The following is a 25,056-nucleotide window of genomic DNA, read 5'->3' as shown; positions in this document are numbered from 1 at the left end:
AAAAACTGCCAAAGGAGGCATAACCCATGAAAATGATTGAACAGTGGTGGACCGAACCCGATGCTGGTGACCAGTCGATGGAGAACGAGCATGGCGAGTTCTGGGAGCGAGTTGCCTCGCAGACCTTTGACGTCAGCCTTACGGACAAAATCCTGCTGGATTTTGGTTGCAACCAGGGTGGATTCCTGCGCAAGCTGTACGACGAGCACAAATTCCGCCAGGCCGTTGGCGTCGATCTGGCCCGTAGTTCGATCGAAGTTGCCCGTTCGCGATGTGGTGATCGCCCGATCGAATACATTGCCACCGACACTATGGCCGATTTTGAGAACCGGTTCGATATTGCCATCAGCACGGCGGTGATCTATCTGATAGAAGATCTGAGAGACCATGCTCAACAGATATACCGGGCACTGAAGCCTGGTGGTATCTATTTCGCCACACACCCGGACTACATGAACGACGACGCCGGTACCGAACTGCGAACGGCGATCAATCGCTTCGCCGCCATCAAGGTCAAAGAGCACACGCTGGATGATATCGCCGATGCCTTCATCGGGGTCGGCTTCAAGACCAGCATCAAGCGCATCGTGCCCAAGGGCTATACCTCGCTCTCCAAACCGAGCGCATGGTACCAGAAGGTTATTAACCATGTCGACGCGGAGTATGTCCACAACTATGCATTCCGCTGTGAGAAGGTACGATGAAAGGGACTGCGCAGATCTTTAGTGACCACCTTCTTGTGCAATTTTCACTCCCATCATCTTAAACAGGATTAGCGAGTTACCGACTATGAAAAACCTTCATCTATCTGACAGCACCGTCGATCTAAAACGGCATATCCTGGAAGCTGGAGAACGCATACTCGCATTCGGTGCTTGTGGCCCGGAGAATGAGCAGTTTCATCAAGCCCGCTACAAGTTGTACTCCATCGCTAGCTCCGACGTGTCGGTTAGCGACGCGAGCGTGATCGCCGCTGACGCGGACGTTCTTGCGCTGGCCCGCGACGTCTTTCCTATCTCCTGCGACGCTGGTGTTCTCGAAGAATGCCGGATTGCAGAAAATTTATTAGGGGAATCTAACCTGACCTTCGGCAAGATCTATCGCGCCTACCATGGACAGATCTATCAGGGCCTGATGGAGGACGAGCTGACCTGGCTTGAACGGGAAGGCCAGCTACGCTCCTGTATTGAATCTACTTATCCGCCCGCTGCTACTCAATGCTGTCGCATCGGCTACATAGGCGGTGGCGCGCTGCCGCTCCCGGCCATGCTGTTGGCACAGCGACTCGGCTATCAGGTGGTGGTGTTGGATCCTCACACCAGATCCACCGCCTTCGCCACGGAGTTGATTGCCAAGGTGGGGTTGGACCATTTGGTCCGTGTGATTTGTGTCGATGGCAGTAAGTACGATTTCAGCGATTGCGACTTGGTATTTGTGTCGAACTGGATCGCCGACAAGCAACCTTTGTTACGCCATCTGCGGAAGTTCACCAATATCCAGCACTTCATCTTCCGCAGCGCGCCCCGTAATAGCCTGGGTTTTATTATCAATGACATGATTGATCCCAATCGGGTCTGCGAGCATGGTTTCAGGTTCCGACATCAGACAGAGAAACGACCAGGTCTCTCCCTGATCTCGCTGATATTCAGCCTGCTGAGTCAATCGGAAGCTACCGAATCGACAGAGACCATCCGTCGTGCCGATGACGAGCCAGCCAAGATGGCCACTAGCAGGAAACGACTGGTGGTCGATTCGATCACCGATCTGATCGGTAATACGCCGATCTTGAAATTGAATCCAGCCAAGACTGGCCTGACAAATATCGACTTGTACGCCAAGCTCGAGCACCTCAACCCGTTCGGCTCGATCAAGGATCGGACGGCATGGGCAATGCTACGCCCGCACTTGGGCACTCTGCAGTCCAGTAACAAGCAGCTGTTGGAGCTATCGAGCGGCAATGCAGCGCGTGCACTTCAGGCAGTGGCATCTATCTATGGCAGCGCCCTTGAGACCATTACCAACCGTATCCGTATTCAGGAGATGCGCCGCATGCTGGTAGTACAGGGCGCCAAGGTTTCACCGATGGCGGGAGACGTCGACCCCACCGATGCCATGGCAGCTTTGCTGTACGTCGATGCGCGCGCATACGAACAGCGCGATCGTTATCTCTATACCGATCAATACCGTAATCCCAACAATGACTGCACCCATTACGCCACCACGGCTCGGGAGATCCTGGAGGATCTCGGGCCGGTCGACTACTTTTTTGCACCAGTCGGCACTGCGGGTTCCAGTATCGGTATCGGCCGGCGCCTTCGGGAAGCGAATGAGAAATTGAAAGTGTCCGGTATCGTTTCGACTAAGGACAGCGCCATACCCGGCATCCGTCACATGGATGAGATGTTCTACGTCGGCCCCTTTGAGGAACAAAAGTATGACCAGTTAGTTGGCATCACGGCGAGCGAGGCACTTGATGGCATGCTCGCCCTAATCCGTGACTATGGAGTGATGGCAGGCCCTTCCAGTGGCGCCACCTATCTAGCTGCACTGCGCTACCTGCGAGCCATTGATGCCAAACAGACAGAGCGCAAGAGCGCTGTAATCATCGTCTGTGATCGGGTGGAACTGTATCTGAGTTGGATCGAGCAGATGCGTCCCGCGCTGTTCGAGGATTATGAGACACCCGAGGCAGAGCACGCCACCGTTGCAACCTCTGCGACACTGGGGGCTTGAGATGAGCGGAATCGCTGGGTTCGTTGGGCGCGAGACTCCGGCGGCCTTGCGCATTAGGGTAGTCGAGGACATGGTGCGAACCGATGCCATGCAACGGCGCGGGCCGGACAGCCGAGGTACGGTGGTCGCGGATGAACGGGTCGTACTGGGCAATACTCGTCTGCGCGTGGCCGATATACACAATTCTGAGGCAGACATGCCAATGCAGAGTGCCGACGGCATGCTGACCCTGACCTTCAACGGTGAAATCTACAATCATCTCGATCTGCGGCGCTTGTGTCCGGACTATCACTTCCGTACCAAATCGGATACCGAGAGCCTGCTTGCCATCTACCAACGTCATGGCCTGGACATGCTAAGCATGCTCGAGGGCATGTTTGCCTTCTGTCTGCACGATCGGTCGGCCAGACGAACGCTGCTGGCTGTGGATCCAACGGGACAAAAGCCACTGTACTACACGCTTGGGGACGGGGACGAACTGTATTTTGCCTCGGATATTGAGACCATTTTGCGTATCCCTCATCTCAACTTCAGCTGGGACCGCGAAGGTTTGGCCCAGGCCGCGGGCATCATGTTCGTATTTGGCCCCCATACTCATATCCGCGAGATCAAGAAGCTTGAGGCTGGATGTTGCCTGGTCGTCGAACAGGGTGAACGCCCGCGTCATCGGCGCTATCACAAGATCGTCATCGGTGATGAATTGCAACAGGATGTCACCGCAATCACCGAACGTATTCGGGACGCAGTGGCTGCAGGCTGCACACGCTGTTTCGACCTGGAGGTTCCGTATGCCTATTTATTAAGCGGCGGCATTGATTCGTCCAGCGTGGTAGCCCGAGCTAGGAGCCAGGGCTTGGAACTGCACACCTATGCTATCGGTTTTCCCGAATCTGGGTTGAGGGCAGGTGCCATCATGCATAACGAGTTCAGCTACTCTCGGCTGGTGGCCGAAGCCTTCGGCACGGAGCACCGGGAAATTGAGGTGACGAGCCAGATCTATTGCGAGGCCATGGACCGTTGGTGGTCGCTGTGCTGCGAACCGAATGGTGCACCCGAGGCGGTCTGTCTGTTCCTGCTGCTCGAGCAAATCGCCGCCGACGGTTATCGCGTAGCGTTTTGTGGCAGCGGGCCGGACGAGGTATTCGATGGTTACAGTCATGGACACAGGCTGAAAATCACCCCCTCGAGGCTGGTAGCGGGTGCCTATTTCGATTATTTCAATGCGGTGGGGGATATCGACCTCGGGCAACTGATGCTTGAGGTCGATGCTCGCGCCGCCTTCATTTCCGCCGTGCAGCCCTATCTCGATCTGTACGCGCATGATACGCAGGACAGCCAACAGCTCACTTGCCTGCTCGATTATCACGGCGAGTGCGTAGTCTCTGAATATCGTCAGATAGACATGGCCAGCATGGCGCACAGTATTGAAGTCAGAATCCCACTAGCCGACCAGCAGGTCATTCAAAGCGCGTTTTCCTTTCTACCGAGGCTCAAGCACTATGAGGATTCAGAAAAATGGATCTTCAAGCAGGCGATGGCACCCTGGCTCCCTAGCGCAATCTCGAGCCGAAAGAAGATTGGCTTTCCAGTGCCGCAGATGGTATATGCATCGCCCGAGTTTGAGGCGCGTATGGAGAGTTCGCTGGAGCCGGATAGCGGCCTTGATAAGCTTGGTCTGTTTGACATGGCCTATCTCCGACGGGCTTGGCGCGAGCGAGGGAGCCGCGGCTATGACATCTTCTACCGCTTGCACGGTATGGATGTCATCGCACGCCGCCACTCGTCTTACCTAAGTCCCAAAGATCCGACGGCATACCAGTGATAAATACCGCTCAATTCAGCATAAATGGAGGCACCCAGAAAGACCAGCTCGATCTGATGTCAGTGATGTCTACGTTATCCCTATGCGGATTACGACACCGACGGCAGGTCGAGGCTGAACCTCTGGCGATCCAACTTTACCAGAGACGGCTGCCTAGGCTGGCTATTCCGTGATCAGCATAGCGGCCAAGGCCACGCGGCGCGAATGGATCGGCTTAGCAGTAATCGCCCTGCCATGTCTGCTGTACTCCATGGATCTGACGATCATGACCTTGGCACTACCGACCATCAATGCAGCGCTGAACGCCACTAACGCACAGATGTTATGGATGGTGGATATCTATGGCTTCATGGTTGCCGGCTTCCTGATCACCATGGGTACTATCGGCGACCGCATCGGGCGACGGCGACTGTTATTGATTGGTGCAGCGGCTTTTGGCATTGTCTCGGTCCTCGCTGCACTGGTCAAAAGTGCCGGCACCTTGATTCTTCTTCGCGCCTTGCTCGGAGTGGCCGGCGCAACGTTGGCGCCGTCCACGCTCTCACTGATTCGCAATATGTTTCACAACAAGAACGAACGGACGACAGCTATCGGCATCTGGATGGCTAGCTTCTCGGCCGGAGCAGTAGTCGGCCCCTTGCTGGGCGGGATACTGATTACGCATTTTCATTGGAGCTCGATATTTCTCATCTCCGTACCTGCAATGTTGCTGTTGTTGGCACTGGGTCCCTGGCTGCTGCCTGAATATCGCGATCCGGCCCCGGGCCGTGTCGACCTGTGTAGCGTACTGTTATCGCTAGGCGCCGTATTGGCTGTTGTGTACGGTATAAAAGAGGGGGCAGGACAAGGGCTGAGTTGGTGGCCTGTTTTATCGCTGCTCGTTGGTGTGGCGCTGGCCGGAGTATTTCTGCATCGTCAGACGCGACTGGCCTATCCCATGGTGGATCTGCAGCTGTTCAGCAGGCCAGGCTTTTCCGCGGCCATGCTCAGCTACGCATTCGGCTTCTTTGTGTTGTTCGGACTCTCAATCCTTCTGACCCAGTATCTGCAACTAGTGCTCGATCTTTCGCCATTCAAGGCCGCCTGCTGGCTTGCGCCCTGGGGGGGTGCCTTCATGATTGGCTCCGCCACGGCACCGCGCATCGCACGCTATTGGCATCCCTGCCGCATCACCACCTGTGGCCTGTTGTTGTCGGCATTGGGATTTGCCCTGTTGACGCAAGTAGGTGGTTCGTCTGACAAGGAAGTAATTATTACCGGGACAGTGATGCTGGCGCTGGGGCTGACACCGCTGTTCACCTTCAGCGTCGAGCTAATCATCGCTCAAGCCCCTTCGGAGCGGGCGGGGGCTGCGGCAGCATTGTCCGAGACAGGCTCCGAACTCAGTGGTGCGCTGGGCATCGCCCTGTTGGGCAGCCTCGCTAGCCTGATCTACCGCATGGAGTTTTCTCCTGAATCATTATCGGGCGTGCCCGAAGATGCTCTCACATATGCAAATGGTTCCCTGAGCGCGGCGGTCGCCATCGCTGACAAATTACTGGAACCTGCAAGGATCGAGTTGCTTACTGCCTCACGGCACGCATTTACCGCCAGCATGCAATTCATTTCCGCAACGTCGATGCTGATCGTACTGGCGGCGGCGCTGATTTCCTGCCGCACATCTTGAGTCGCGGCAGACGAGCTTAGCACAATCACATTCTGACCAACATGGTCACGAACCTGTTCAACCATTGGGATAGTTAAATTCGCTTTAACAAAGATTTTCTTTATCCCCATCAATCATCCATCCAGTCGTTGAGTTCATCGTTGTAGGCCAACATCGCTTCTTCCGCGCATTCGTTGATCAAGTGCAGATAAATCATGGTCGTCTGAATCGAAGAGTGCCCAAGCTGACGTTGAACAAACACCAATGGGTCAATACCCGAGTTGGACCGCTGCATGGCGCAAAGTGTATGAGTGGCGTAGGTATGACGCAGCATGTGGGGATGAACCTAGATGTCGACACGCGCGTGGATAGCGTAGTGATTCAGGTCTCTCATAAACCTTCGGCTGACGTAAATGTCACGAGGTTTGGATCCCTTCGTTCGGATTCCATGTCCATCTCGGGGGTCGAGTCGAATGCGAATGTTGGCCTCACCGTTCGCAGAGAGATTGGGCACCATTACATACACCAGTGGGAATGTAGCGATTTCTTCTCGACGCAGACCTGTTTGCAGCACTAATTAATGTCTTAATCTCGTCTTTGGACAGAAATTTCGGAAGAGTATGGTGCTCTTTTAGGCTGACATCCCTCACCATGATTTTTCCGCCAGAGGCATCGGCGTGGGCAAAATAACCAGTTCGATTGATGTTGCGCTCTTCATAATCAAATGGAAGAGCATCTACCCAATCCTCATTGAAGGCGTATTTGTAGAATTCACAAACATATAGCAAGCGTTGGTTCACCGTACTGCGCGCGAACCCAATCGTATCCAGACAGTAGTCCCGATATGCTGCAACGAGGCTGTGTGCTTCTCCACGTTGAACATCACACCAATTCAATTCATGAGCCTGGAGAAAGCTGAAGTAATCATACATGGCCCTTCCAGTACTTAACCATGAGTGCCTTGATCCAATTGCACCGCGCAGGAGGTAATGCCGCATGAAGCTATTCGCATGGACGCAGCTTTCCATCAAGTCATACAGAAGAATGGGGAATCCAGGATAGGGCTGCCCCTTGAGCAAGAAATACTCGGTAGAGTAAATAAGTTCCATGGGTTCTTATCTGATGAAGCAGATCAAATGCCTTGATTCTTGAGTATTACGACTCTATACCTTTTTAATCCAATCCAAGAAGATACATGATAAGATCACCGCCCTCATCACTATATTCTGCGCGAGCGCCTCAAAACTTCGAACCAATGTGAAATAACTTAACACTCAGTCCAACAAAAAAACATATCAACGAGTTGTTCACTATCAGCACGAGGTTGGAAGCCACGGCTTTCTTAAGTGTGATTCATTAACGCTTCTGAGCAGATAGGCGAATCCATCTCCTACCAACGTATCAAAAAAGTTATCCATCGATTTTATTTTCCCCCAACTTCTTTCTGTTATTCGTCTCAAGGAGATAAGAAAGAGAATACAGCTATTCTAACGGATGGCAAGCCCCAGAAGAGTGCTTTATCGGGTTGCAGGGGACCCTGATGTGACTCGCAGGGCGCGTGAAACTCGCGCTAAAATCCTACAATGGACGGGCCTGTCCACCTGTATCGGTATTAGCCCGACTAAAACCCTGGCTAAACTTGCCAACCATATTACCGAGAATGCAGACAGAAAAACCCGGGTTGTATAGCATTTACTTGATCCTCCTGCTCTTGCATTTCTTGCGCCAGATAACAACACCCGTCATGGTTAGCATTGCGGTCAATATTCCCGTGATGCATATCAGTACACGTCCATATATACCTAATATCTGTCCACTATGTATTGGGAATTGCCAAGCAAGAAAACGATCCGCTCTGGTACCACTGTCATACCCTCGGCGCCCTGTCAATGTACCGGCGTTACCGTCAATGAACACCTGCTCCGTTTTGATCGCAAACACTTCGCTTCCCCTCCCCTTCTGATCAAAAGCCACGCGATATACATTCAGGGCAGGCATATACCTCACAAACGACAATTCCAGATTATCATTTCCAGCCGGCAACCACTGATGCGCCACCAATACCGCATCTGAAAAACCCAATACTGGGTCAACACCTGATTGCAACGTCCCGGGCAGCGTTTTACGTGGATCAGGTGTCAAATCCCCGAACAATCCTACGATTGGCCTGAATACCTCCGCATTCAGGTTGAAATACGTGCCGCTCATTGCCATCATGAAGAGCACAGGCCACAACCACAGGCCACTTGCTCGGTGCAGATCAAAATTGAATCTGACCTGACCAGCCTGTCTCTTGATGCTCCACGATGGTTTCCAGCGCGACAACCAGTTTCTGCAAGAATTGTTCTTTTCCTTTGATCTCAATGGCGGAGGGAGTGTCAGATAAAAACCAACGAGACAATCCACCATCCAGATAAGGGCAATGCCGCCCAGCAACCAAACACCCCAGCGCCCCGGCAGGTAAAGATTAGTATGCAACCTATACACCATGGGAATAACATGTGCTCGATCCATGACAAACGCGCCGCGCACCCTCGCTCCCAGTGCCTCACCACTAAACGGATTCAAAAACAGCTCCCGCATCGTGCCCTGCTCCGTTTTCAGGTCAACCCTAATACTTTCTCCATGGTCACGCTTGATCCGTATCGTGATAATCTCAGCCTCAGGATCAAACTGCTGCGCATGTCTGGCCAGTGTATCCAGCGACAACACTGGCACAGCACGCTCTGGCACATGAAACAACTCTGGGTTTAACCAGGCATCTAGTTCGCGCTCAAAAGCAATCACACTGCCAGTCAATCCCAGCGCAATTAGAAAAACGGCAATGACCAGCCCGACATAACGATGTAACCTTACCCAAAATGATCTGGATCGCACACCTGAACGAATAGTAGATGTCATGGCAGTCAGAAATCCACCGTTGCCGACAACATCAACGTGCGCCTATCTCCCAATGTCAAACCACTGGCTGCTGCAGATGACCAGTATTGTTTATCGAATGCATTCAGAATATTGGCACGGATCGTCACAGGAGTTGCAATATGCCTTATCGCATATCTCGCGCCCAGATCAAACCGCACCCATGAGGGAATTTTCTGGGTATTCGCAGCATCCAGATATTGCGCACTCGTGTAGATGGAGCGCGCTGTCAGTGTCAACCCGGGAATAACTCTGATATCCCATTCACCACCCAGATTAGCAGCTACCTTGGGTACGCCTGGCGCAGTGTTTCCATCATTGAGACCCCCTGCTGTCTTGGTCAATTCACCATCAAGATACATTACCCCTCCCTGGATACGGACACCGGAAAATGGCTCACCAAACACATTCATTTCCACCCCTTGATTCTGTTGCTTACCATCCACAGCAAAAATAAGGGTTGCGGGATTGGTGAATCCGCTGGGCTGCCTGATTTTGAACAGGCTGACCGTCGTCATCAGCTTGCCGAAATCCATCTTGATACCTGCTTCCACCTGCTTGGTTCTGGACGGTGGAAAAATATCATTGATATTGACAGCCCCGGCGGCAGGCGTTGGTCCTTGGGTAAGCGCCTCGATGTAGTTGGCATACAGCGAGACTTTCTTCCACGGTTTGACCAGCAGCCCCACCGCAGGTGTTACAGCATCTTTATTATAATGTTTTGTCCTGGCACCGGTGACTGGACTATAGCCATTCACCTCCACCTGCTGTATGCGGGCTCCCAAAGTCAACTGTATCTGTTCATCCAGTATGGATAGGGTATCGGTCAGCGCAATACTCGACAGATGCGTTTTATTCACAATTGGTAAATGATGAGACAAGCCGCCCGTAACTGGCTCAGGATGTTCAACTGGATTAAAAATATTGGATTGGATACTGTCAAAACTCTGCCGCGCATTCCCATATTCCAATCGGAAATCACTCATACCCAAATTGATCGCATGCATGATAGCACCAGTTTCAAACATGGCATGCAGGCCAGCTTCTGCCGACAGCGCATTTTCCTTATACAAATACTGGAAGGGTTGCGTCATGAAATCCCCACCGGCATTCTTTACGCTCACTGTAGCCCGCATAAAATCGTAGTCTCCCCGCCTCGCACCAATGGCTGCATAGGCATTGAAAACCGGAGAGATATCGTATTCCACTCTAAATACGCCATAAATATCTTGAACATTCGCATCAGTCCACGATGGCGTCATACCAGAATCAACACGTCTAGCTGACGGAGGCTTCACTCCACTAACCACCCCAACCCGCTCCAATGGGGCCTCTACACGGCGATCCTGATAGGCAACATCTGCGAACAAACGTAACGCTTCTCCACGGAAATCCAGTGCCAGAGTATGGATGTTACGCCGTATGGATTGATGTCTGAATGGGGTATCACCATTCTGATAAACACTGTTAAGCCGGATACCTAGACGATTGTCCTTGCCAAAACGCCGCCCAATATCCACATGACCGCCAAATTGACTATCGGAGAGATAAGAACCGGTAAGCTGGATTACTGGCCTGTCAACTGCTCGCTTAGGCACGACATTGATTGTTCCGCCAACCCCACCGCTTGGCGCCATACCATTTAGTAAAGCATTCGGTCCTTTAATGATTTCCACACGCTCTGTCGCTTCCACCGGTATGGAATAAGTCGGCACAATGCCATACAATCCACCAAATGCCACCTCACTATTGAGCACCGTAAAGCCACGGATACTGAATTGCTCAAAGCGCCCGGAAGACGGATTGACGGATCTGACAGAAGCATCATTCAACATCACATCCGCCACTGTTCGTGCTTGCTGATCTTTGATCGTTTGTGCCGTATAACTCGTTATGCTGAAGGGGGTTTCCATCAAATCTTTGTTACCCAGTAATCCTACGCGCGCCCCTCGTGCCTGCTGTCCTCCCGTATACATACTAGGCAATTCATCTGGTCCCCTCCTGGTACTTCCCTGCACCTCGATCACGGGCAACTCCGTCACTGCTCCTGCCTTTTCACTCTCATCCTCTATAGCCAATCCCTCCATCGGCATAGTACCTAGCAAGGCACCGACCATGACGCTGACTCCATACATTTTATTGTTCGACATATTATAATTTTTGATAGTGTTGAAAAATAATGAAATAAATGGGGGGTACGCCAGCCTAAGCTGGCAAATAGATATGCTGGGGATGAGCATGACGCAGAAAATCATGGTGGGATATATGCCAGGCATATGCTCCTGCATGCGAAAACAGAACAATATCTCCCACTCGAATTTCACCCACCATTTCATCAAAAGCCAATAAATCCTTAGGGGTACACAATTGCCCCACAATATTGACCTTCCCATGCCTCAAACCAGGTCTGGAATATGGTTTCTTCCAGGTCGAGACAGGAATAACTTTGAATGGATGGCTATGATTTTGGGCATAAGGTGTACGAAAATGATGCGTACCTCCTTTCACTACGACATATGTTCCATTCCCCGATGTTTTGATGTCGATCACTTCTGCTACATATACGCCGCAGAAAGCAGAAACATACCGACCCATCTCAAACCGGATTTTTGGAATGTTTTTAGCGGCTCCAATCAGCAGATTGTTCAAGCCATGCGAAAAATGACACCAGTCAAACTGCTGATCGATGTCTTTGTAATTGACACCAATCCCACCTCCTACATTAATGTGATCTATAACAAGATTGAATTCCTCTTTCCATTTCACTGCCTGTTCGATATAGGCAGATAACAGGCGTAAATGTTGAGCGGCATCTAATTGATGTGAAAGTAAGTGAAAATGGAACCCCTGGAAATACAGACAATCACTGTTATCCCTCACCATTTTCAGGCAATCTGACAAATGCTCCACACTGATGCCAAATTGAGTCGGTTTCCCCCCCATCATGAGAGAAGTTGCTCGTAAATCTTCAAAATGAGGATTCACCCGCAACAAGATTTCCGCTGGCTGTTGATAGTGTCTTGCAATGTGCAACAATCTTTCTAATTCAAACCGACTCTCGATATGCACAGTCACATTGTTCAAGATGGCCAATTCGAGTTCTGTATCTAGCTTCCCAGGCCCGCTGAATATCAAAGGCACATCTGGAAAATTCTGCCGCACCCATTGAATCTCCCCCCCAGAAGAGGCTTCAAAACCATCTACATGTTCTGCCAACGCAGATAATATAGGCAGGTCAGAATTAGCCTTGATCGCATAAAAGAAATTCACTCTGTCCGGTAAGCTACTCTTGATATTTCTCGCATGAGATGCAAGTGCCCCAAGATCATACAAATAGGCGCATAACGATTTATCCGGATGAGCCAAATCATGGATGACCGATATGAATTTTTCAGCATCAAACATCATGACAACCTCCCCATCGGGTTAATCAGAGGCATATATCCGGCCAATTTGTCAGCCTGCATCCTGAATCGGTTGCTCAGATTCGCCTTGCTCGGGAATGCATGGCCATTGATCAACCCGTCAATTCTCCCTTCTGAAAGCGCTGTTCCGTAACGGGATTGATAATGCTTCAAATGATGCTTTACCTCTTGCCACAGTAAGCGTTCCAGATGCACATCACCCAGACTGATCTGATGGATTGCCTCACAAAAATTATTGACGAATAGGCAATAACAAATCCGATTCCAGCCTTGTTCAGAGGAATACCAAAGACTTTCGTGGGTTCGCGCACTGACTCCGGAAAGCTTATCCTCCGGGTATGATTCCAGAATCAGCTTGACACCTTCAAAATCCCTCAGATAGACATGAGTGGGTCTGTTATCAGAAAGTCCGATCACTACATTCTGCAAATGCGGCTCAAAAACTATGCCATGCGCAAAATAGCATTCGAGGATCGGATACATGACTTTCTGTACATAAGCAGAAAACCACCGGATACGAGTACTTTCCGAATTCTGCCCCTCAGCCTCGCTCAGGGCGGAAATGATGTCGCGTAAATAAGCGCATCCAAGTGTATGATTCCCAAACAGCGCCCCTGCCAATAAGGGCGTAACTCCGTTATCCAGATGTCGCTTATCGAAGTTCTTACGCAATATCACTCCGAACCCCTCTGTAACCTCCCTACTCGTATTCTCATCTGGCTCTTTCAAGTCGACAGACAAGAATGCGGGTTCTGCCAAAATAGACACGCCTGGGAATTTTTCAGAAATGGACTCCATGACCCCTGCCATGATTTTATTGATCTGTAACGCACTCTCCAGCTCATAAACTGCATTCTTGCGAATGCAGTTGGTCAATCTGACGTGTAATGAGAATTTGTAGAAATAGGGGTTTTCCGGTTGATACAGAGTACGTATTGATGATGTAGGATAAAAATGTTTTCCGGCTGAGCCAATATTTTTCAACTTCCCTTGACTGATCGCCGACCGGACAAGAGGATTGTCCAATAACCATTTGGCTTGCCATGGGTGACAAGGAACCAGAATATAAGGAAGATTTGGCCTGATTTCGGAAGGTGCCATTTGAGCAATGATTTCCGCACAATCAGATTCTATGGTCGTTTTCTGATAAACAAAATTTTCATGGACAGCAAAATAATGCAAAGGAAATCCCTGACCGAACTCGGGAGAATATTTCCTGAGATCATTTTGGCTGAAGCCTTGTCTGCTTTTTGGTGCAGGATGGAAAGGATGACCGTAGATCAAGGATTGCTCAGAACAGAGATATGCTTCCAGAGGATTCTCTGGCAATGTATCTCTTCGATCATCTTCAAGAATCTCGGCAGTAACACTGACGCTATCTTCAATCTGATCCAGCAATTCTTCATTAAAACTTTCATTATGCTTGATCGCCAGATCATGAATAATCAGGTGCGCCAGACCTTTCCAATCTTGGTGCATCCATGATTCCCCCGTTTTCTTGGAATATATCGAAGAAAGATATATAAAATTAGCCGTATCAGAATATCTTTCGACCGCCACAATAATTCGAGCCTTTATTCTCGACATGGATATTTCCAGCACCTGCTTACCCGCCAGAGCCAGCCTGATTGAAACCGGCCAACTGCCAATATCTCTAAGATTACATATTCGGGTTGCCTTCTCTGGCATTCCAACTTCCCTGCAATAACAATTCAATAGCGTTTCTGCACAACGCTGCCCTGCGATGACATAAGAAGCGGATACTTGCGGTAATTTATATGCAGGCACTGCCATAAAGCCTCCTTAAAATGATTGTTGAGTCTCAGATCGTGAACAGATTGAGAAGAAAAATACTAAGGCACAGATCATCAAAGCGCTCGATACCAGAAATGGTGCTTTGATACCTGCAATACCTACCAGAAAATCACCTGTAATCGCCCCTGCTGCCATGGCGCACCGGCCAGTCAACTCGAAACGAAAGAATGTTTTGGTAGCACCCAGGATTTGCGTCACACTGACCAGATATAGATTGATTCCTGTAAAAGAGATAAAAGTGCCCATCCCGATGCCAGCTTGGCAAATAATCACCATCATCCATTGCTGGCATTGCCATTGCCCTATCAGTCCGAGCATCACCAGTATGAATCCAGTGCATAACAGAGTCACATTTCTCAGTTTCCTGATAGGCTGCAATAAAGGAACGCTGCATAAATACGTAATACTAGGTATTGAGAACACAGTCCCCAAAAGTGAATCTGGTATGACCTTCACTTCTGTCTGCAAATACGTAATGAAATGGGGTGCATAAAGTGATGCTGAAAATAAAATCAGCACCTGTGCAATATATGGCTTCCATAGCTGATATCCATTTCCACTTCGCATCAGATCCTTTCCTGCTGCTTTCTTTTGAGAATTTTCTGATTCGCTCGGTAGTAATAATGTCAGCAGAAAAGCAGTAATCAGCAGCAAAAGGGCCAAGAGCAGATAAACCTGTAATGGCCTGCTGAAATAAAGAATGACACCTCCCAGTAGTGAAGGCCCAAGCACTGCAGCAACCCTGGTAATTAGCTGCAACGCTCTGATTCCCGTCACAAGCTCATCTTGATTGAGTCGACACGCCAAATAGCTGCTGGAAGTAGCAAATGTCGGTGCCACGAAACCTTGCAGAATCAGTCCGCACAAAAACATGGCAGGACTATCAGCCACTGACATTCCTGACATGATGACTGCCAATGCGATATGACTCGCAATAAGGGCTTTCCTTTCCCCGATTCTTGTAGTCAGCACCATACGCAACGGGTAACCAAGGAATGCTGCAAGCACTGGCGCTGCATAGCATATCCCCAGATATGACAGGCCATCCGGGAAACTGCCTGTCAGAATCGTGGATAAGAATGGCGGAATGCTGAATGCAGCAAACATGGCCGAGAAATGGCCTGCGGTCACCAGTTTTAGGAAATACCCGTTACGTCGCATAGCATTCCTTGCTTTCATGACAAATCAATTGTCAGGCTGGAATCAGAAGCTACGTTTCAGGGGATTCATCACATGCTGATAAGCATTTTCGCTAGTATCAGCAAATATTTTCTTTCTGGAAAACTGGCTCAATCTGATTTGAGTCTGAAATAAATCCAGCGCGTTGTATCGCTTATCCAACTCAGGGAATTTGTCCTGGTAATCTTCAATGACACGAGAGGCCATTTTCCAGAACTCGGATTCATCAAGCCCTTGATGCATATGCAGGAAACGGGCAATTTCAGCCAGATGGACAAAAAATATCGCATCATGCAGATACCAAACCAACTCCTGCGGAGTGGCATCCAGTACGGATCTTTCACCGGGAGTCAACCGATATTTCGGAGCATCCAGCAACATGGGGCAGGATGCCGGCTTCTGAAGATAATCACGCGCAAATCTGATTCCTCCCGGCAGATCCCTAACTGCCACCCTGACAGGCAATCCATCCCGGAAGAACAGAATAGTATTTTGCGCATGCGCCTCAAACCCGATACCGTGTGCATACAGCAAATGTATGAATGGCTTGAGCAAAACATCGAGCAACTTTTCTGTCCATGCCTGCAATCCATATGCAGCAATCCAGTCATCCGATACGGACTTGTTCTGAGAATCCAGAAAACACAGTGCCGTAGCAGGTATGGCAAATTCTTCCGGCTGGAGATACGTATGGATGCTTTCCCGCCATATCGTACCGATTAACCCGAATTTTCTTCTTTCTACTATTTCAGGCAGATGAGATTTGTCATCATAAATACCAGCCACCTCTTTGATAAAATTAAACCTCAATTCATCCTTCAGATAGAGATCGCTTTGCAGTATGGAAGCAAGCCATTGGGAAATTATTGCGCTATTGGCAACGTTATGCGGGGAAAGCAGACGATCAGCAGATGTATTAATGATTGATAATGCAATCTTGACTGTATGGGCACTCTTCCTGGTCTGATTGGAGAGAGATCTTAGGGATTGTTGTGGACTGTACTTATCTGTATGACTTCCCAGGAATATTACATCTCCATTGGCAATATCATCTACATATTCAAATACAATCTTTTCCTTCCATTGCCACGGATGTACTGGTAGATAAATATAATCTTCTACTCGCTTGCCAGCATTGATGATGATTCGGGCAAATTCATCCAGATATGTTTGCTGCAATTCATCTGCAATCAACTTGTCAATGTTCAATCCATCAAGTGTATAGATTTTTGCCCGATCTCTACGGATCGCCAGCCATGTCAAATTAATCAGACTACCAAAATCATTGGTGTATTCCTGATTCTCCTCCAGATTGAATCCCATTCTGGATTTGTAGCAAGGGTGATATAGATGCCCATTGAATACCGCCGTTTCATAAGCATCAAAAACAGAATCTGATGTATTCAAATCCGCAATCTTCAGATTTGAATTAAATCTTAATGCTTCCGCATTTTTTGCAACTGTATTGTTCAATTCAGAGATAAAAAAGCTGTATTTATTCTCTTCCCCATCAATTTCTGGTGCGATCTCTCCAAGGAATAAGGCAATCGATAGCGCCTCACCCCTCGATTGTTCTGATATTCTGATGACAGGATCTTGTAACCTGATTCTGCCGTAACTGACAGTCCTCACTCCCTTGGTTAAATAACTGACAGATTTTCCATTGGCATCTATCGCTTTAATGGCGTACTCGGAACAACCTATCGAAAGCAACCTCTCCGAATACTCAAGAATGTTCTCGAACAGCATGGATTCAAGAAGCTGTCGCAAAGTCCGGCGACGCGCAGCAAGATAATTGGGGTTTGGTGCCTGAAGCAGAATTTCCCGATCATCCATCCTTAGTTAACTCCTTTTTTATTTTTATAATTTATATGATAATAATCATATAAATGATAACTATTTCTATTATCATATTCAAGTATTAACTATTACCAACACGACAAGCTGACAGCAAAAACTACTACCACTTACCTTGTTCCCTAGGGCCTGCTCCCATTTCACATTGGTAACCACAGAAAGGCACAAGCCATAGCCACGAGGCTTTCTTAGTTTTTTTGAGTTTACCAAAGCGCGAGGCCACCGCCCGAAACTGTCTCAACCGTGCGAAAACATTTTTTACCAGGTATCGGAATCAGTACAGCCCTCGGTCCAGATCTGCATTACTTGTTTTGGAGTTCCGCTTCCCTGGAATGACTGCCTTGGCACCTTGTTGTTCGATTTGATCACGTATGGCCTGATTGTCATAGTCTTTGTCTGCAATGATGGATTGAGCCGCGCCCGCACTGGTGAGCCTTGATATAGCTACCATTGATGAAAATCCACTCCATGTCCAGCTCAACCACCAGAGCCTGAAATACCTTGAGCCATTTTCCGCTGGCAGATCAGGCGGTGAATCGTTTATAAACCTTGCTCCAGCTCCCGAATGCCTTGGATAAATCTCTCCAGGAACAACCGGTACGCATGCGGTTACAGTATGCCTTCGACAGTCATACGCAAATCTTGCTTGCTGTAGAGGTTATTGTGAAGCAAAATGGGCAGCAGCTTCGACCATAGCTCAGCATTGAGCAGTAATCGGGGCATTGCAAGCTCGTATTGCTGGTGAGAGCTACAACGATACGAGCTTGCTCCTTTAAATCAATAGCTTGAGATCAAACAGGAACAGACCCTGGCAATACTCAACAAGACCATTGTGAAAATGACAGTATCTAAACCATCTTAATTTAAGTTAAAGGCTGCAGGTACGGCGTTGGCGTCACTGCAATTATCGGCCCTACACCATCGGATTTCGCTCAATCGCAAGGCTGCTCTTTATCTCTGAGCATCTTTCGACTGAAGCGCCAAAACACGGCCAAGTTCTTTGATTTTTTTAGCCGCCTGAACCAGAATGCAGTCATTTCTCGATCGATTATTGCCATGTTTAACAACCTAACCAGCTTTCAGTACATTCAGAGCTCGTGTAAACCGTGTAATAGATGGTTTATTCTTCTACACTCTCGCTTTGCTGTTATCACTGGCTGGGCTGCCTGATTTTTTCAGGGCGCAAGGGATAATCAACCTGCATTTTCCTGAACTCATACCGCTCGACAACTATGCTCGACCAGCTGGACCGGTTGTTAACCGTCTGGATGATTGGTACCAGTCGCTTCTAAAAAAACTAATAGACCGAGATTCAGAAGTAGCCGTTACAGAAGATCAGCTTTCAAAAGATAGTATCGAGAACATTCACGTGTTTACTACTGAGCCTGAATGTGACTTCGTTTTCCAGGTACTGGACAAGGCTTACCTGGAATGGATGAACAGTACTTCCTCTAACGACCGCTTGCGATTGCTGGTGTTCCCACCATGTGATCATTTGATCATTCCAACCGAGTAACAAGCTGGGCTGAAGGTAATCGCCTGGATGTGCTTGCTGCCCCAGATCGTTCTGAATTGCTATCCGGAGATTTGGTAAAAGTTACGATACCTGCGGGCTCTGGTCCGCTGGTCATCCCAAAGCTTGAAGACTGGTTTATTCGTCACCATCGCGGCTTAAGATATATTCGCACCCTGTTGGCTGCTTTGCAGGATACTTCACGGCACTGCCTCGTATCTTGTAACAGTTGGTGCTGGGTATATTTGAAAAAAGCCGTTAACGCCGATTTGGTATTGCCCGTGCCAGATTCGCTGGCACCCATGAATGCTGAGATTCTTGGCAAGTGGCTGCTCGAATTGATGTCCGAAGAGCTCCAGCAACCTGCTACTTTCTGTGATCATAACAATGGCAAAGAAATACTACGCTGTGAAGAAGATGGCACAATTTCCGATAAATTCATGCAACAGCTTGCTAATGATAGTGGGGGCATACCCTGGATAGCCTGGCAACTTTGGTGTCGAAGCTTGCGGACAGAAGCAGAACGTGATGATCAATCAGATAATACCGAGGAACCGGAAAAGCAGCAGGCCTCCGGCGACAAAGGAATAGTTTTCTGGACAATCAGAAATCAGCCACCAAGGTTGCCTCGCGGGCATGAACACGCGGCCTGTTTGTTATCGCAAGCCTTGCTGATTCATGGCTCGTTGCCCGAACAGATGCTCTCAGCGGTATTGCCCCCCGCCACAGGAGAATCCAGCCTGATTGTCGCCCTGATTCGCTCCGGCTTCGTTGAATGTCATGGCGATGAAATACGTTGTCTGGCAACAGCAGACCCGGTTATCTGGACATCGCTGGCCAACTCTGGCATGACGATGGCGCGCTTTTGACCAATTTCAAGAATTCAGCGAGCTAAATATGCCTGATTCAAGCATGAAAAATGTTAAAGCATCCCAGTTAGTCAATGATATTGGTGATATCAGCTTACCCAAATTCTGGTCATCGTTGTTTCTGTGTGGTTGTTGACTTTTCTCTCCCACAAGCTACTTTCTATCCTGGCAAAACACGGGCCCAGTAGGTTAAGGCTGTACTTTCTTGCCGCCATACCCTTTACTCGCTTGTGCTTGCTCGCTGCCGCAGTGTCAATGATAATTCCTATCATCTTCAATATCACATTGCAGAATTTTCTGGTTATTGCAGGTGCCATCAGTATTGCAATAGGTTTTGCGTTTAAAGACCTGACCAGCAGTTTGATTGCGGGTGTGGTTACCATATTAGAGCGTACCTATCGTCCCGGTGACTGGGTGAAAATTGAGGATGATTACGGCGAGGTTCAACAGGTTGGTTTATGAGCCATCACGCTGCGCACACCTGACGATAACATCGTTATTACCATCGCGCACGATAGAATCTGGAATAACAACATCAGCAATTCCAACGATGGGCAACAAACCTTGATGTGTGTAGCTGATTTTTATCTTGATGCCGACCATAATGCAGCCGCCATACGCACTGTGCTACATGATATTGCATTGACCAGTGCCTTCCTGGACTATACGAAACCTGTATTGGTCATACTTGCAGAGGTACCGTGGGGCTCGCACTACAAGCTCAAAGCCTATCCCTTCGATATGCGTGACCAGTTCGAGTTCATCAGTGATATGACTGTGCGTGGCAAGCTTGGCATTCGAGAAGCAGGTGCCAGGGAAGTCCAGGCACCTGTAATGATTCAGACACCTGAACAACGGTAGTTCGAAAAATCTGGCCATACTACTGCCGCTCGATAATTGGTTTTCAACTATTTACAAGGCGATCTGCTAAATTAAACACGACACTCAAATTTGGCAATGTCTCTTTACTTTCTAGTGTATTTTGGATGTCAAAATACTCAAAACCTTTACGGTTATACCAATTATTTGCTTTCTCAATTTCTGCCTGCTCTTCATCGGTAATACCTTCAACTGCGCCTATTTATTCCAAGCTCTATTGATTTTTTCAGAATTTTTTGAAGATCATGACTAAATTTACATTTAACTTTTTTAATTGACACGCTTTTAAATAGCAAATACGACTTTAACGACAACTCTACCGAGCGACAAACCAAGTAGTATTTTACAGGTGAAAACGGCTTGTCTATTTTAAAACTCTTATAAGCATTCAGAAAGTCTTCGGCATATACGATAAACCCTATCTGCTTCATTGTAATACGCGCTGGTTTTGCTGAAATTATGATATTCGCCATCGTTTTCCTTGATCCCTGACGCGGGTTATTACTGGTGTTTAGCTTAAATCCACTTTCTTCAATATTTTTCATCGCAAAGCACGCACTTTCCGGATGAATCATGATTACTATATGCCACATAGATCCATCAGACGAGCTTTGTTGACGTTCATTGCTAATCAGGAGAAATTATGAGGCTTTTTCGGTTCTGATCAGATTTTGTATGGATAATAAATATATAGCTTCTTTCGGCCCTGTCGGCATTTTTGATTCTGGAATAGGAGGGTTGTCAGTTGCCCGAAAAATTAGAGAGTTACTGCCAAGTGAAGACATGGTATACGTTGCAGATTCGCTGCATGCTCCCTACGGAGAGAAATCAGACAATTACATATTCCAACGAATGGGCGCAGTCACAGAATTTCTACTGGCCCGCAAAGCCAAGGCTGTTGTCGTAGCATGTAATACGGCAACGACAGCAGCTATTTCCAGGCTCAGAGCCTGTTACCCAATTCCAATTGTCGGCGTCGAGCCGGGGATCAAGCCTGCCGCACTTTCCACACACACGGGGGTAATTGGCGTATTGGCAACTCCCAGAACACTTCAAACAAATTCATTCACAGCGCTGGCAGAACGTTTTGCAAGAAACGTGAGAATCGAAATTCAGCCTTGTCCTGATCTGGTAACCAAAATAGAGGCACTCAATTTTAACAGCGATCAGACCATTGCCTTACTGAAGCAGTATATCTCTCCACTGCTTGATAAAGGAGCCGACACCATCGTGCTCGGGTGTACACATTACAATCATTTGTCTGAATTGATCTCCAAGGTAGCCGGGGAAAATATTTCAATCATCAAAACTGACGCAGCTGTAGCGAAAGAAGTCGCTCGCAGGCTTTCTTCTGGGGGATTGCTTGCCGGCGGAGATCATGCAGGAAGCGAGGAATTTTGGACCAGCGGGCCTCTTGCCGCTTACCATCAACAGATTGAGCTGCTGTGGGGAAAAAGCGGTAAATGTTATCGCTGGCTTTGATGTTAGCGCATCGTTTCGGATCTCGTAGATAATCCCATACCTATCTAGAAATAAGGTGCAAGTGAATCTATACTGACCCGGTGCCTGTAAACAGGGAGCATATATGATGATCAGACGAACACTTATCCCACTGGATGGTTCTGAACTGGCAGAACAGGTTATCCCTCATCTGCTGCGTTTCATTACGCCGGATCAGACCGAGCTACTGCTGATGACAGCATTGTCATCCACTTCCCGCTCTCTGGATGAAGTTGAAGATACGCCCGGCTTGCCAACATCAAAGCAGACTGTTGTATCGAAAGAGGACAAGGCACGCAAACAGTTATACGACATTACACAAAAACTCAATCAGATTGGCTTCAGCGTAATGGATCGACTTTTGTCGGGAATGCCGGCCGAGAGCATACTACGCTTGGCAGAGGAAACCTTTGTCGATCTGATTGCCATGTCAACACATGGAAGAACCGGACTGGGACGGGCATTGTTGGGTAGCGTGGCGGACGAAGTCGTGTGCAGCGCACGCCCACCCGTGTTTTTGGCACCTGCTGCCATAGCGGTAAAATCCAGTTCTGTACCTCGTACTATTCTCCTACCTCTTGATGGCACGCCTCTGGCAGAAGCAGCCATTCCCATCGCCCGTCAATTTGCACAGAATACGGGAGCAACCATCTCTCTGATCCGTGTTGTCAGGCCAAATCATCCTGGATACGAGCAACCAGATGAGCAAGTATCTGCCGGGGAACAATCTGTCGCTCACCAGGCGATCAGTTATCTGGAGCGAATACAGCTGCAGTTACAACTGGCGAATGTATTTTCTCATTACCAGGTTGCATCGGGTGATCCGATTGAAGCCATTATCCGTACCATGCACATGGAAGACTCTGATCTGGTCGTGATGAGTACACACGGGCGTTCAGGTGTTGAACGCATAATCCATGGCAGTGTTACACGCCAAATTATTGGAAATACAACCTGTCCGCTGCTATTGGTACGTGGCGTAGTGCCCGTTGAGGTTTATGAGTCGAGCGATGACAGAGTATCAGCAGCCTCCTTTTGCTGATCAAGCTGTGCCAACAACACCAGGGCTCTGCCTGATCAGAAAAGCGCACGAATCGCTTCTTCGATTCGCTCTACAGTAACAATTTCAATTCCTTTGATAACTTGTTTAGACTGATTTGCCTTGGGAATAACAGCCTGAGTAAATCCCAGTTTGGCTGCTTCTTTAATTCGCTCCTGCCCGCGTTGTACCGGCCGTACTTCCCCCGCTAGACCAACTTCTCCAAACACAACAGTTTTCTCCGGCAAGATCCGGTTTTTCAGAGATGAAACAATCGCCAGCATCACGGCCAGATCAGCGCCTGGTTCAGTAATTTTGACTCCACCCACCGCATTGATAAAAATATCCTGATCAAAACAAGGAATACCGGCATGGCGATGCAGCACTGCCAGCAACATTGCCAGACGATTCTGTTCCAGCCCGACACTCAATCGACGCGGGGTTGATCCATGCGCCTCATCCACCAGAGCCTGAATCTCCACCAGCAAAGGGCGCGTTCCCTCCTGTGTCACCATCACACAAATACCCGGCACACGCACACCATGATGCGAAAGAAACAAGGCAGAAGGATTATTCACTTCCCGCAATCCCTTCTCGGTCATGGCAAAGACACCCAGTTCGTTCACTGCCCCAAAACGATTCTTGAAAGCTCGAATTAAACGAAAAGCGGAGTGTGTATCTCCTTCAAAATAAAGTACTGTATCAACCATATGCTCCAGAACACGCGGCCCAGCCAGCGCCCCCTCTTTGGTCACATGTCCTACCAGCACAACACAAGTACCACTGGTTTTGGCGAATCGCGTCAAGCGAGCGGCACATTCCCGTACTTGGGCAACCGAACCTGGGGCCGATTGCAACGACTCGGAATAAATCGTCTGAATCGAATCAATGATTGCGACTTGAGGGCGATGCTCAACCAACGTTGACTGAATGGCTTCCAGTCGAATTTCGGTCAACAAATCAACTTTGGTGGCATCCAGAGTCAGACGCTTTGCCCGTAGCGCGACCTGTTGCATGGACTCTTCACCACTGACGTATAGCACTCGGTGATGCGCAGACATCCGGGATAGCGCCTGCAACAGTAGTGTCGACTTACCTATGCCGGGATCACCTCCTAATAAAACAACCCCACCCTGTACCAGGCCTCCACCTAACACCCGGTCAAACTCGGACAGCCCGGTCAGAAAACGAGGCATATCCTCCGCCTCGACCTCACTCAGACTCAGCACATGTCCTTGCGCGGAATCCGGAATGAAATGCGGAAGATTTTTCTCCCGCACAGTTTCAGTCAACGAATTCCATTCACGACAATGCGGACACTGGCCCTGCCATTTCAATACCTGACCACCACAGGCACTGCAAATATAAAGAGTCTTGAGTTTCGTCATGAATAAACTACGTGATTGGGATTTCCTGATGCAGAACAATATTCCAGCTTTACACCCGACTCGGATATTTCATCAGGAACGCAGCATATGTATGTAATATCAGGTACTCGGCAGCATCCCTATTAAAAAACCGAAAAACTGATAAAATAGCTGCCTCAAAAGATACAGAGTTCCGGAGAGGTACCGAAGTGGCCATAACGGCGCTGACTCGAAATCAGATGGTCAGGATTTCCTGGCACGTGGGTTCGAATCCCACCCTCTCCGCCAAAGATATAGCAATCAATGCCCACCGTCAACAAATAAACCCGCACAAACACTTAATCTAGCAACGCATCTAGTCATTCATTGGCAACCTTGGTAAAACCGGGTAACATTTCAAAAAACGGGTAGAAAACCGGATATATTTTTTACCCATTTCATTTCTACCCGGTTTTACCAATGAAACTAACTGATTCAGCCATTCGAGCTGCAAA

21 protein-coding genes, 1 tRNA gene and 1 pseudogene are annotated in these 25,056 nt (G+C 48.7%); 12 read left to right on the top strand and 11 right to left on the bottom strand.

Annotated features, from left to right (window positions below):
• The first annotated feature begins 26 nt into the window (after window positions 1–26).
• From ABF86_RS11410 to ABF86_RS11395, 4 genes are all read left to right on the top strand, one after another.
• The gene (locus ABF86_RS11410) at window positions 27–704 is read left to right on the top strand and encodes a class I SAM-dependent methyltransferase (RefSeq protein WP_074456290.1); all 678 of its coding nucleotides are present in this window, start codon (window positions 27–29) and stop codon (window positions 702–704) included.
• A gap of 85 nt (window positions 705–789) precedes the next feature.
• Window positions 790–2,733 (top strand): pyridoxal-phosphate dependent enzyme, encoded by a 1,944-nt coding sequence (locus ABF86_RS11405; protein WP_074456291.1) that lies wholly within the window; start codon window positions 790–792, stop codon window positions 2,731–2,733.
• Between the two features lies 1 nt (window position 2,734).
• Window positions 2,735–4,555, top strand: a complete 1,821-nt coding sequence (gene asnB / locus ABF86_RS11400; protein ID WP_011634778.1) for an asparagine synthase (glutamine-hydrolyzing) — start codon at window positions 2,735–2,737, stop codon at window positions 4,553–4,555.
• A 250-nt stretch (window positions 4,556–4,805) separates the two neighbouring features.
• A complete protein-coding gene (locus ABF86_RS11395; RefSeq protein WP_107818433.1) occupies window positions 4,806–6,221 on the top strand; it encodes an MFS transporter in 1,416 nt (471 codons plus the stop codon).
• A 109-nt stretch (window positions 6,222–6,330) separates the two neighbouring features.
• Here the strand turns inward: ABF86_RS11395 and ABF86_RS12620 are convergent, their stop codons facing one another.
• Together ABF86_RS12620 and ABF86_RS12615 are read right to left on the bottom strand one after the other, a co-directional pair.
• The gene (locus ABF86_RS12620) at window positions 6,331–6,534 is read right to left on the bottom strand and encodes a tyrosine-type recombinase/integrase (protein WP_204987602.1); all 204 of its coding nucleotides are present in this window, start codon (window positions 6,532–6,534) and stop codon (window positions 6,331–6,333) included.
• Window positions 6,535–6,688: 154 nt separating this feature from the next.
• Window positions 6,689–7,309 (bottom strand): hypothetical protein, encoded by a 621-nt coding sequence (locus tag ABF86_RS12615; RefSeq protein WP_204987601.1) that lies wholly within the window; start codon window positions 7,307–7,309, stop codon window positions 6,689–6,691.
• Between the two features lie 433 nt (window positions 7,310–7,742).
• On the opposite strand from ABF86_RS12615, the gene ABF86_RS11385 reads away from it, so the two are divergent.
• Window positions 7,743–7,889 carry a hypothetical protein gene (locus tag ABF86_RS11385; protein WP_345889572.1) on the top strand — a complete coding sequence of 49 codons (147 nt, stop codon included), beginning with the start codon at window positions 7,743–7,745 and terminating at the stop codon, window positions 7,887–7,889.
• Between the two features lie 3 nt (window positions 7,890–7,892).
• On the opposite strand, the gene ABF86_RS11380 is transcribed toward ABF86_RS11385, so the two are convergent.
• The 7 genes and pseudogenes from ABF86_RS11380 to ABF86_RS11350 form a co-directional block, all read right to left on the bottom strand.
• Complete coding sequence (locus tag ABF86_RS11380) at window positions 7,893–9,101, bottom strand: PepSY-associated TM helix domain-containing protein (protein ID WP_074456292.1); 1,209 nt, start codon at window positions 9,099–9,101, stop codon at window positions 7,893–7,895.
• 5 nt (window positions 9,102–9,106) lie between these two features.
• Window positions 9,107–11,269, bottom strand: coding sequence for a TonB-dependent siderophore receptor (locus ABF86_RS11375; protein ID WP_160803616.1), 2,163 nt, complete (start codon window positions 11,267–11,269; stop codon window positions 9,107–9,109).
• A 55-nt stretch (window positions 11,270–11,324) separates the two neighbouring features.
• Window positions 11,325–12,527, bottom strand: a complete 1,203-nt coding sequence (locus tag ABF86_RS11370) for a type III PLP-dependent enzyme (protein WP_011634783.1) — start codon at window positions 12,525–12,527, stop codon at window positions 11,325–11,327.
• The gene (locus ABF86_RS11365) at window positions 12,524–14,338 is read right to left on the bottom strand and encodes an IucA/IucC family protein (protein ID WP_011634784.1); all 1,815 of its coding nucleotides are present in this window, start codon (window positions 14,336–14,338) and stop codon (window positions 12,524–12,526) included. The genes ABF86_RS11370 and ABF86_RS11365 overlap by 4 nt, the downstream gene beginning before the upstream one ends.
• Before the next feature lie 9 nt (window positions 14,339–14,347).
• Window positions 14,348–15,538, bottom strand: coding sequence for an MFS transporter (locus ABF86_RS11360; protein WP_160803615.1), 1,191 nt, complete (start codon window positions 15,536–15,538; stop codon window positions 14,348–14,350).
• A 24-nt stretch (window positions 15,539–15,562) separates the two neighbouring features.
• Window positions 15,563–17,374, bottom strand: a complete 1,812-nt coding sequence (locus ABF86_RS11355) for an IucA/IucC family protein (protein ID WP_011634786.1) — start codon at window positions 17,372–17,374, stop codon at window positions 15,563–15,565.
• A gap of 209 nt (window positions 17,375–17,583) precedes the next feature.
• A pseudogene (locus tag ABF86_RS11350) lies at window positions 17,584–18,118 on the bottom strand (transposase).
• Window positions 18,119–18,536: 418 nt separating this feature from the next.
• On the opposite strand from ABF86_RS11350, the gene ABF86_RS11345 reads away from it, so the two are divergent.
• From ABF86_RS11345 to ABF86_RS13195, 4 genes are all read left to right on the top strand, one after another.
• The gene (locus tag ABF86_RS11345) at window positions 18,537–18,911 is read left to right on the top strand and encodes a hypothetical protein (protein ID WP_160803614.1); all 375 of its coding nucleotides are present in this window, start codon (window positions 18,537–18,539) and stop codon (window positions 18,909–18,911) included.
• A gap of 242 nt (window positions 18,912–19,153) precedes the next feature.
• Window positions 19,154–19,777 (top strand): hypothetical protein, encoded by a 624-nt coding sequence (locus tag ABF86_RS11340; protein ID WP_204987600.1) that lies wholly within the window; start codon window positions 19,154–19,156, stop codon window positions 19,775–19,777.
• Between the two features lie 255 nt (window positions 19,778–20,032).
• Entirely contained in the window at window positions 20,033–20,239 is a 207-nt protein-coding gene (locus ABF86_RS13200; protein WP_049753117.1) for a mechanosensitive ion channel domain-containing protein, read from the top strand.
• A 105-nt stretch (window positions 20,240–20,344) separates the two neighbouring features.
• On the top strand, window positions 20,345–20,638 hold the full coding sequence (locus tag ABF86_RS13195; RefSeq protein ID WP_345889571.1) for a hypothetical protein: 294 nt from the start codon (window positions 20,345–20,347) through the stop codon (window positions 20,636–20,638).
• A gap of 206 nt (window positions 20,639–20,844) precedes the next feature.
• Here ABF86_RS13195 and ABF86_RS11330 read toward each other — a convergent pair whose 3' ends face one another.
• Window positions 20,845–21,231: a hypothetical protein gene (locus tag ABF86_RS11330; RefSeq protein ID WP_177162469.1), complete on the bottom strand. Its 387-nt coding sequence runs from the start codon at window positions 21,229–21,231 to the stop codon at window positions 20,845–20,847.
• Window positions 21,232–21,331: 100 nt separating this feature from the next.
• Here ABF86_RS11330 and murI point away from each other — a divergent pair, with 100 nt between their 5' ends.
• Entirely contained in the window at window positions 21,332–22,138 is an 807-nt protein-coding gene (gene murI / locus ABF86_RS11325) for a glutamate racemase (RefSeq protein ID WP_011634792.1), read from the top strand.
• A 103-nt stretch (window positions 22,139–22,241) separates the two neighbouring features.
• Entirely contained in the window at window positions 22,242–23,198 is a 957-nt protein-coding gene (locus tag ABF86_RS11320; RefSeq protein WP_011634793.1) for a universal stress protein, read from the top strand.
• Window positions 23,199–23,233: 35 nt separating this feature from the next.
• Here the strand turns inward: ABF86_RS11320 and radA are convergent, their stop codons facing one another.
• Window positions 23,234–24,583 carry a DNA repair protein RadA gene (radA, locus tag ABF86_RS11315; protein ID WP_011634794.1) on the bottom strand — a complete coding sequence of 450 codons (1,350 nt, stop codon included), beginning with the start codon at window positions 24,581–24,583 and terminating at the stop codon, window positions 23,234–23,236.
• Between the two features lie 174 nt (window positions 24,584–24,757).
• On the opposite strand from radA, the gene ABF86_RS11310 reads away from it, so the two are divergent.
• Window positions 24,758–24,850, top strand: a tRNA-Ser gene (locus ABF86_RS11310).
• Window positions 24,851–25,056: the final 206 nt, after the last annotated feature.

The sequence above is a fragment of the Nitrosomonas sp. GH22 genome (genome assembly GCF_009833115.1).
GTDB classification, from domain to species: domain Bacteria; phylum Pseudomonadota; class Gammaproteobacteria; order Burkholderiales; family Nitrosomonadaceae; genus Nitrosomonas; species Nitrosomonas eutropha.
This window is presented reverse-complemented; position numbering and strand designations above follow the sequence as displayed.

Excerpts from the sequence above, each read along its gene's own strand:
- ABF86_RS11320 (WP_011634793.1), top strand. The coding sequence starts at position 22,242 with ATGATGATCAGACGAACACTTATCCCACTGGATGGTTCTGAACTGGCA.
- ABF86_RS11410 (WP_074456290.1), top strand. The coding sequence starts at position 27 with ATGAAAATGATTGAACAGTGGTGGACCGAACCCGATGCTGGTGACCAG.
- radA (WP_011634794.1), bottom strand. The coding sequence starts at position 24,583 with ATGACGAAACTCAAGACTCTTTATATTTGCAGTGCCTGTGGTGGTCAG.
- ABF86_RS13200 (WP_049753117.1), top strand. The coding sequence starts at position 20,033 with ATGATAATTCCTATCATCTTCAATATCACATTGCAGAATTTTCTGGTT.
- ABF86_RS11380 (WP_074456292.1), bottom strand. The coding sequence starts at position 9,101 with ATGACATCTACTATTCGTTCAGGTGTGCGATCCAGATCATTTTGGGTA.
- asnB (WP_011634778.1), top strand. The coding sequence starts at position 2,735 with ATGAGCGGAATCGCTGGGTTCGTTGGGCGCGAGACTCCGGCGGCCTTG.
- murI (WP_011634792.1), top strand. The coding sequence starts at position 21,332 with ATGGATAATAAATATATAGCTTCTTTCGGCCCTGTCGGCATTTTTGAT.
- ABF86_RS13195 (WP_345889571.1), top strand. The coding sequence starts at position 20,345 with ATGTGTGTAGCTGATTTTTATCTTGATGCCGACCATAATGCAGCCGCC.
- ABF86_RS11330 (WP_177162469.1), bottom strand. The coding sequence starts at position 21,231 with ATGATTCATCCGGAAAGTGCGTGCTTTGCGATGAAAAATATTGAAGAA.
- ABF86_RS11395 (WP_107818433.1), top strand. The coding sequence starts at position 4,806 with ATGGATCTGACGATCATGACCTTGGCACTACCGACCATCAATGCAGCG.
- ABF86_RS12620 (WP_204987602.1), bottom strand. The coding sequence starts at position 6,534 with ATGCTGCGTCATACCTACGCCACTCATACACTTTGCGCCATGCAGCGG.
- ABF86_RS11375 (WP_160803616.1), bottom strand. The coding sequence starts at position 11,269 with ATGTCGAACAATAAAATGTATGGAGTCAGCGTCATGGTCGGTGCCTTG.
- ABF86_RS11405 (WP_074456291.1), top strand. The coding sequence starts at position 790 with ATGAAAAACCTTCATCTATCTGACAGCACCGTCGATCTAAAACGGCAT.
- ABF86_RS12615 (WP_204987601.1), bottom strand. The coding sequence starts at position 7,309 with ATGGAACTTATTTACTCTACCGAGTATTTCTTGCTCAAGGGGCAGCCC.
- ABF86_RS11355 (WP_011634786.1), bottom strand. The coding sequence starts at position 17,374 with ATGGATGATCGGGAAATTCTGCTTCAGGCACCAAACCCCAATTATCTT.
- ABF86_RS11365 (WP_011634784.1), bottom strand. The coding sequence starts at position 14,338 with ATGGCAGTGCCTGCATATAAATTACCGCAAGTATCCGCTTCTTATGTC.
- ABF86_RS11370 (WP_011634783.1), bottom strand. The coding sequence starts at position 12,527 with ATGATGTTTGATGCTGAAAAATTCATATCGGTCATCCATGATTTGGCT.
- ABF86_RS11360 (WP_160803615.1), bottom strand. The coding sequence starts at position 15,538 with ATGAAAGCAAGGAATGCTATGCGACGTAACGGGTATTTCCTAAAACTG.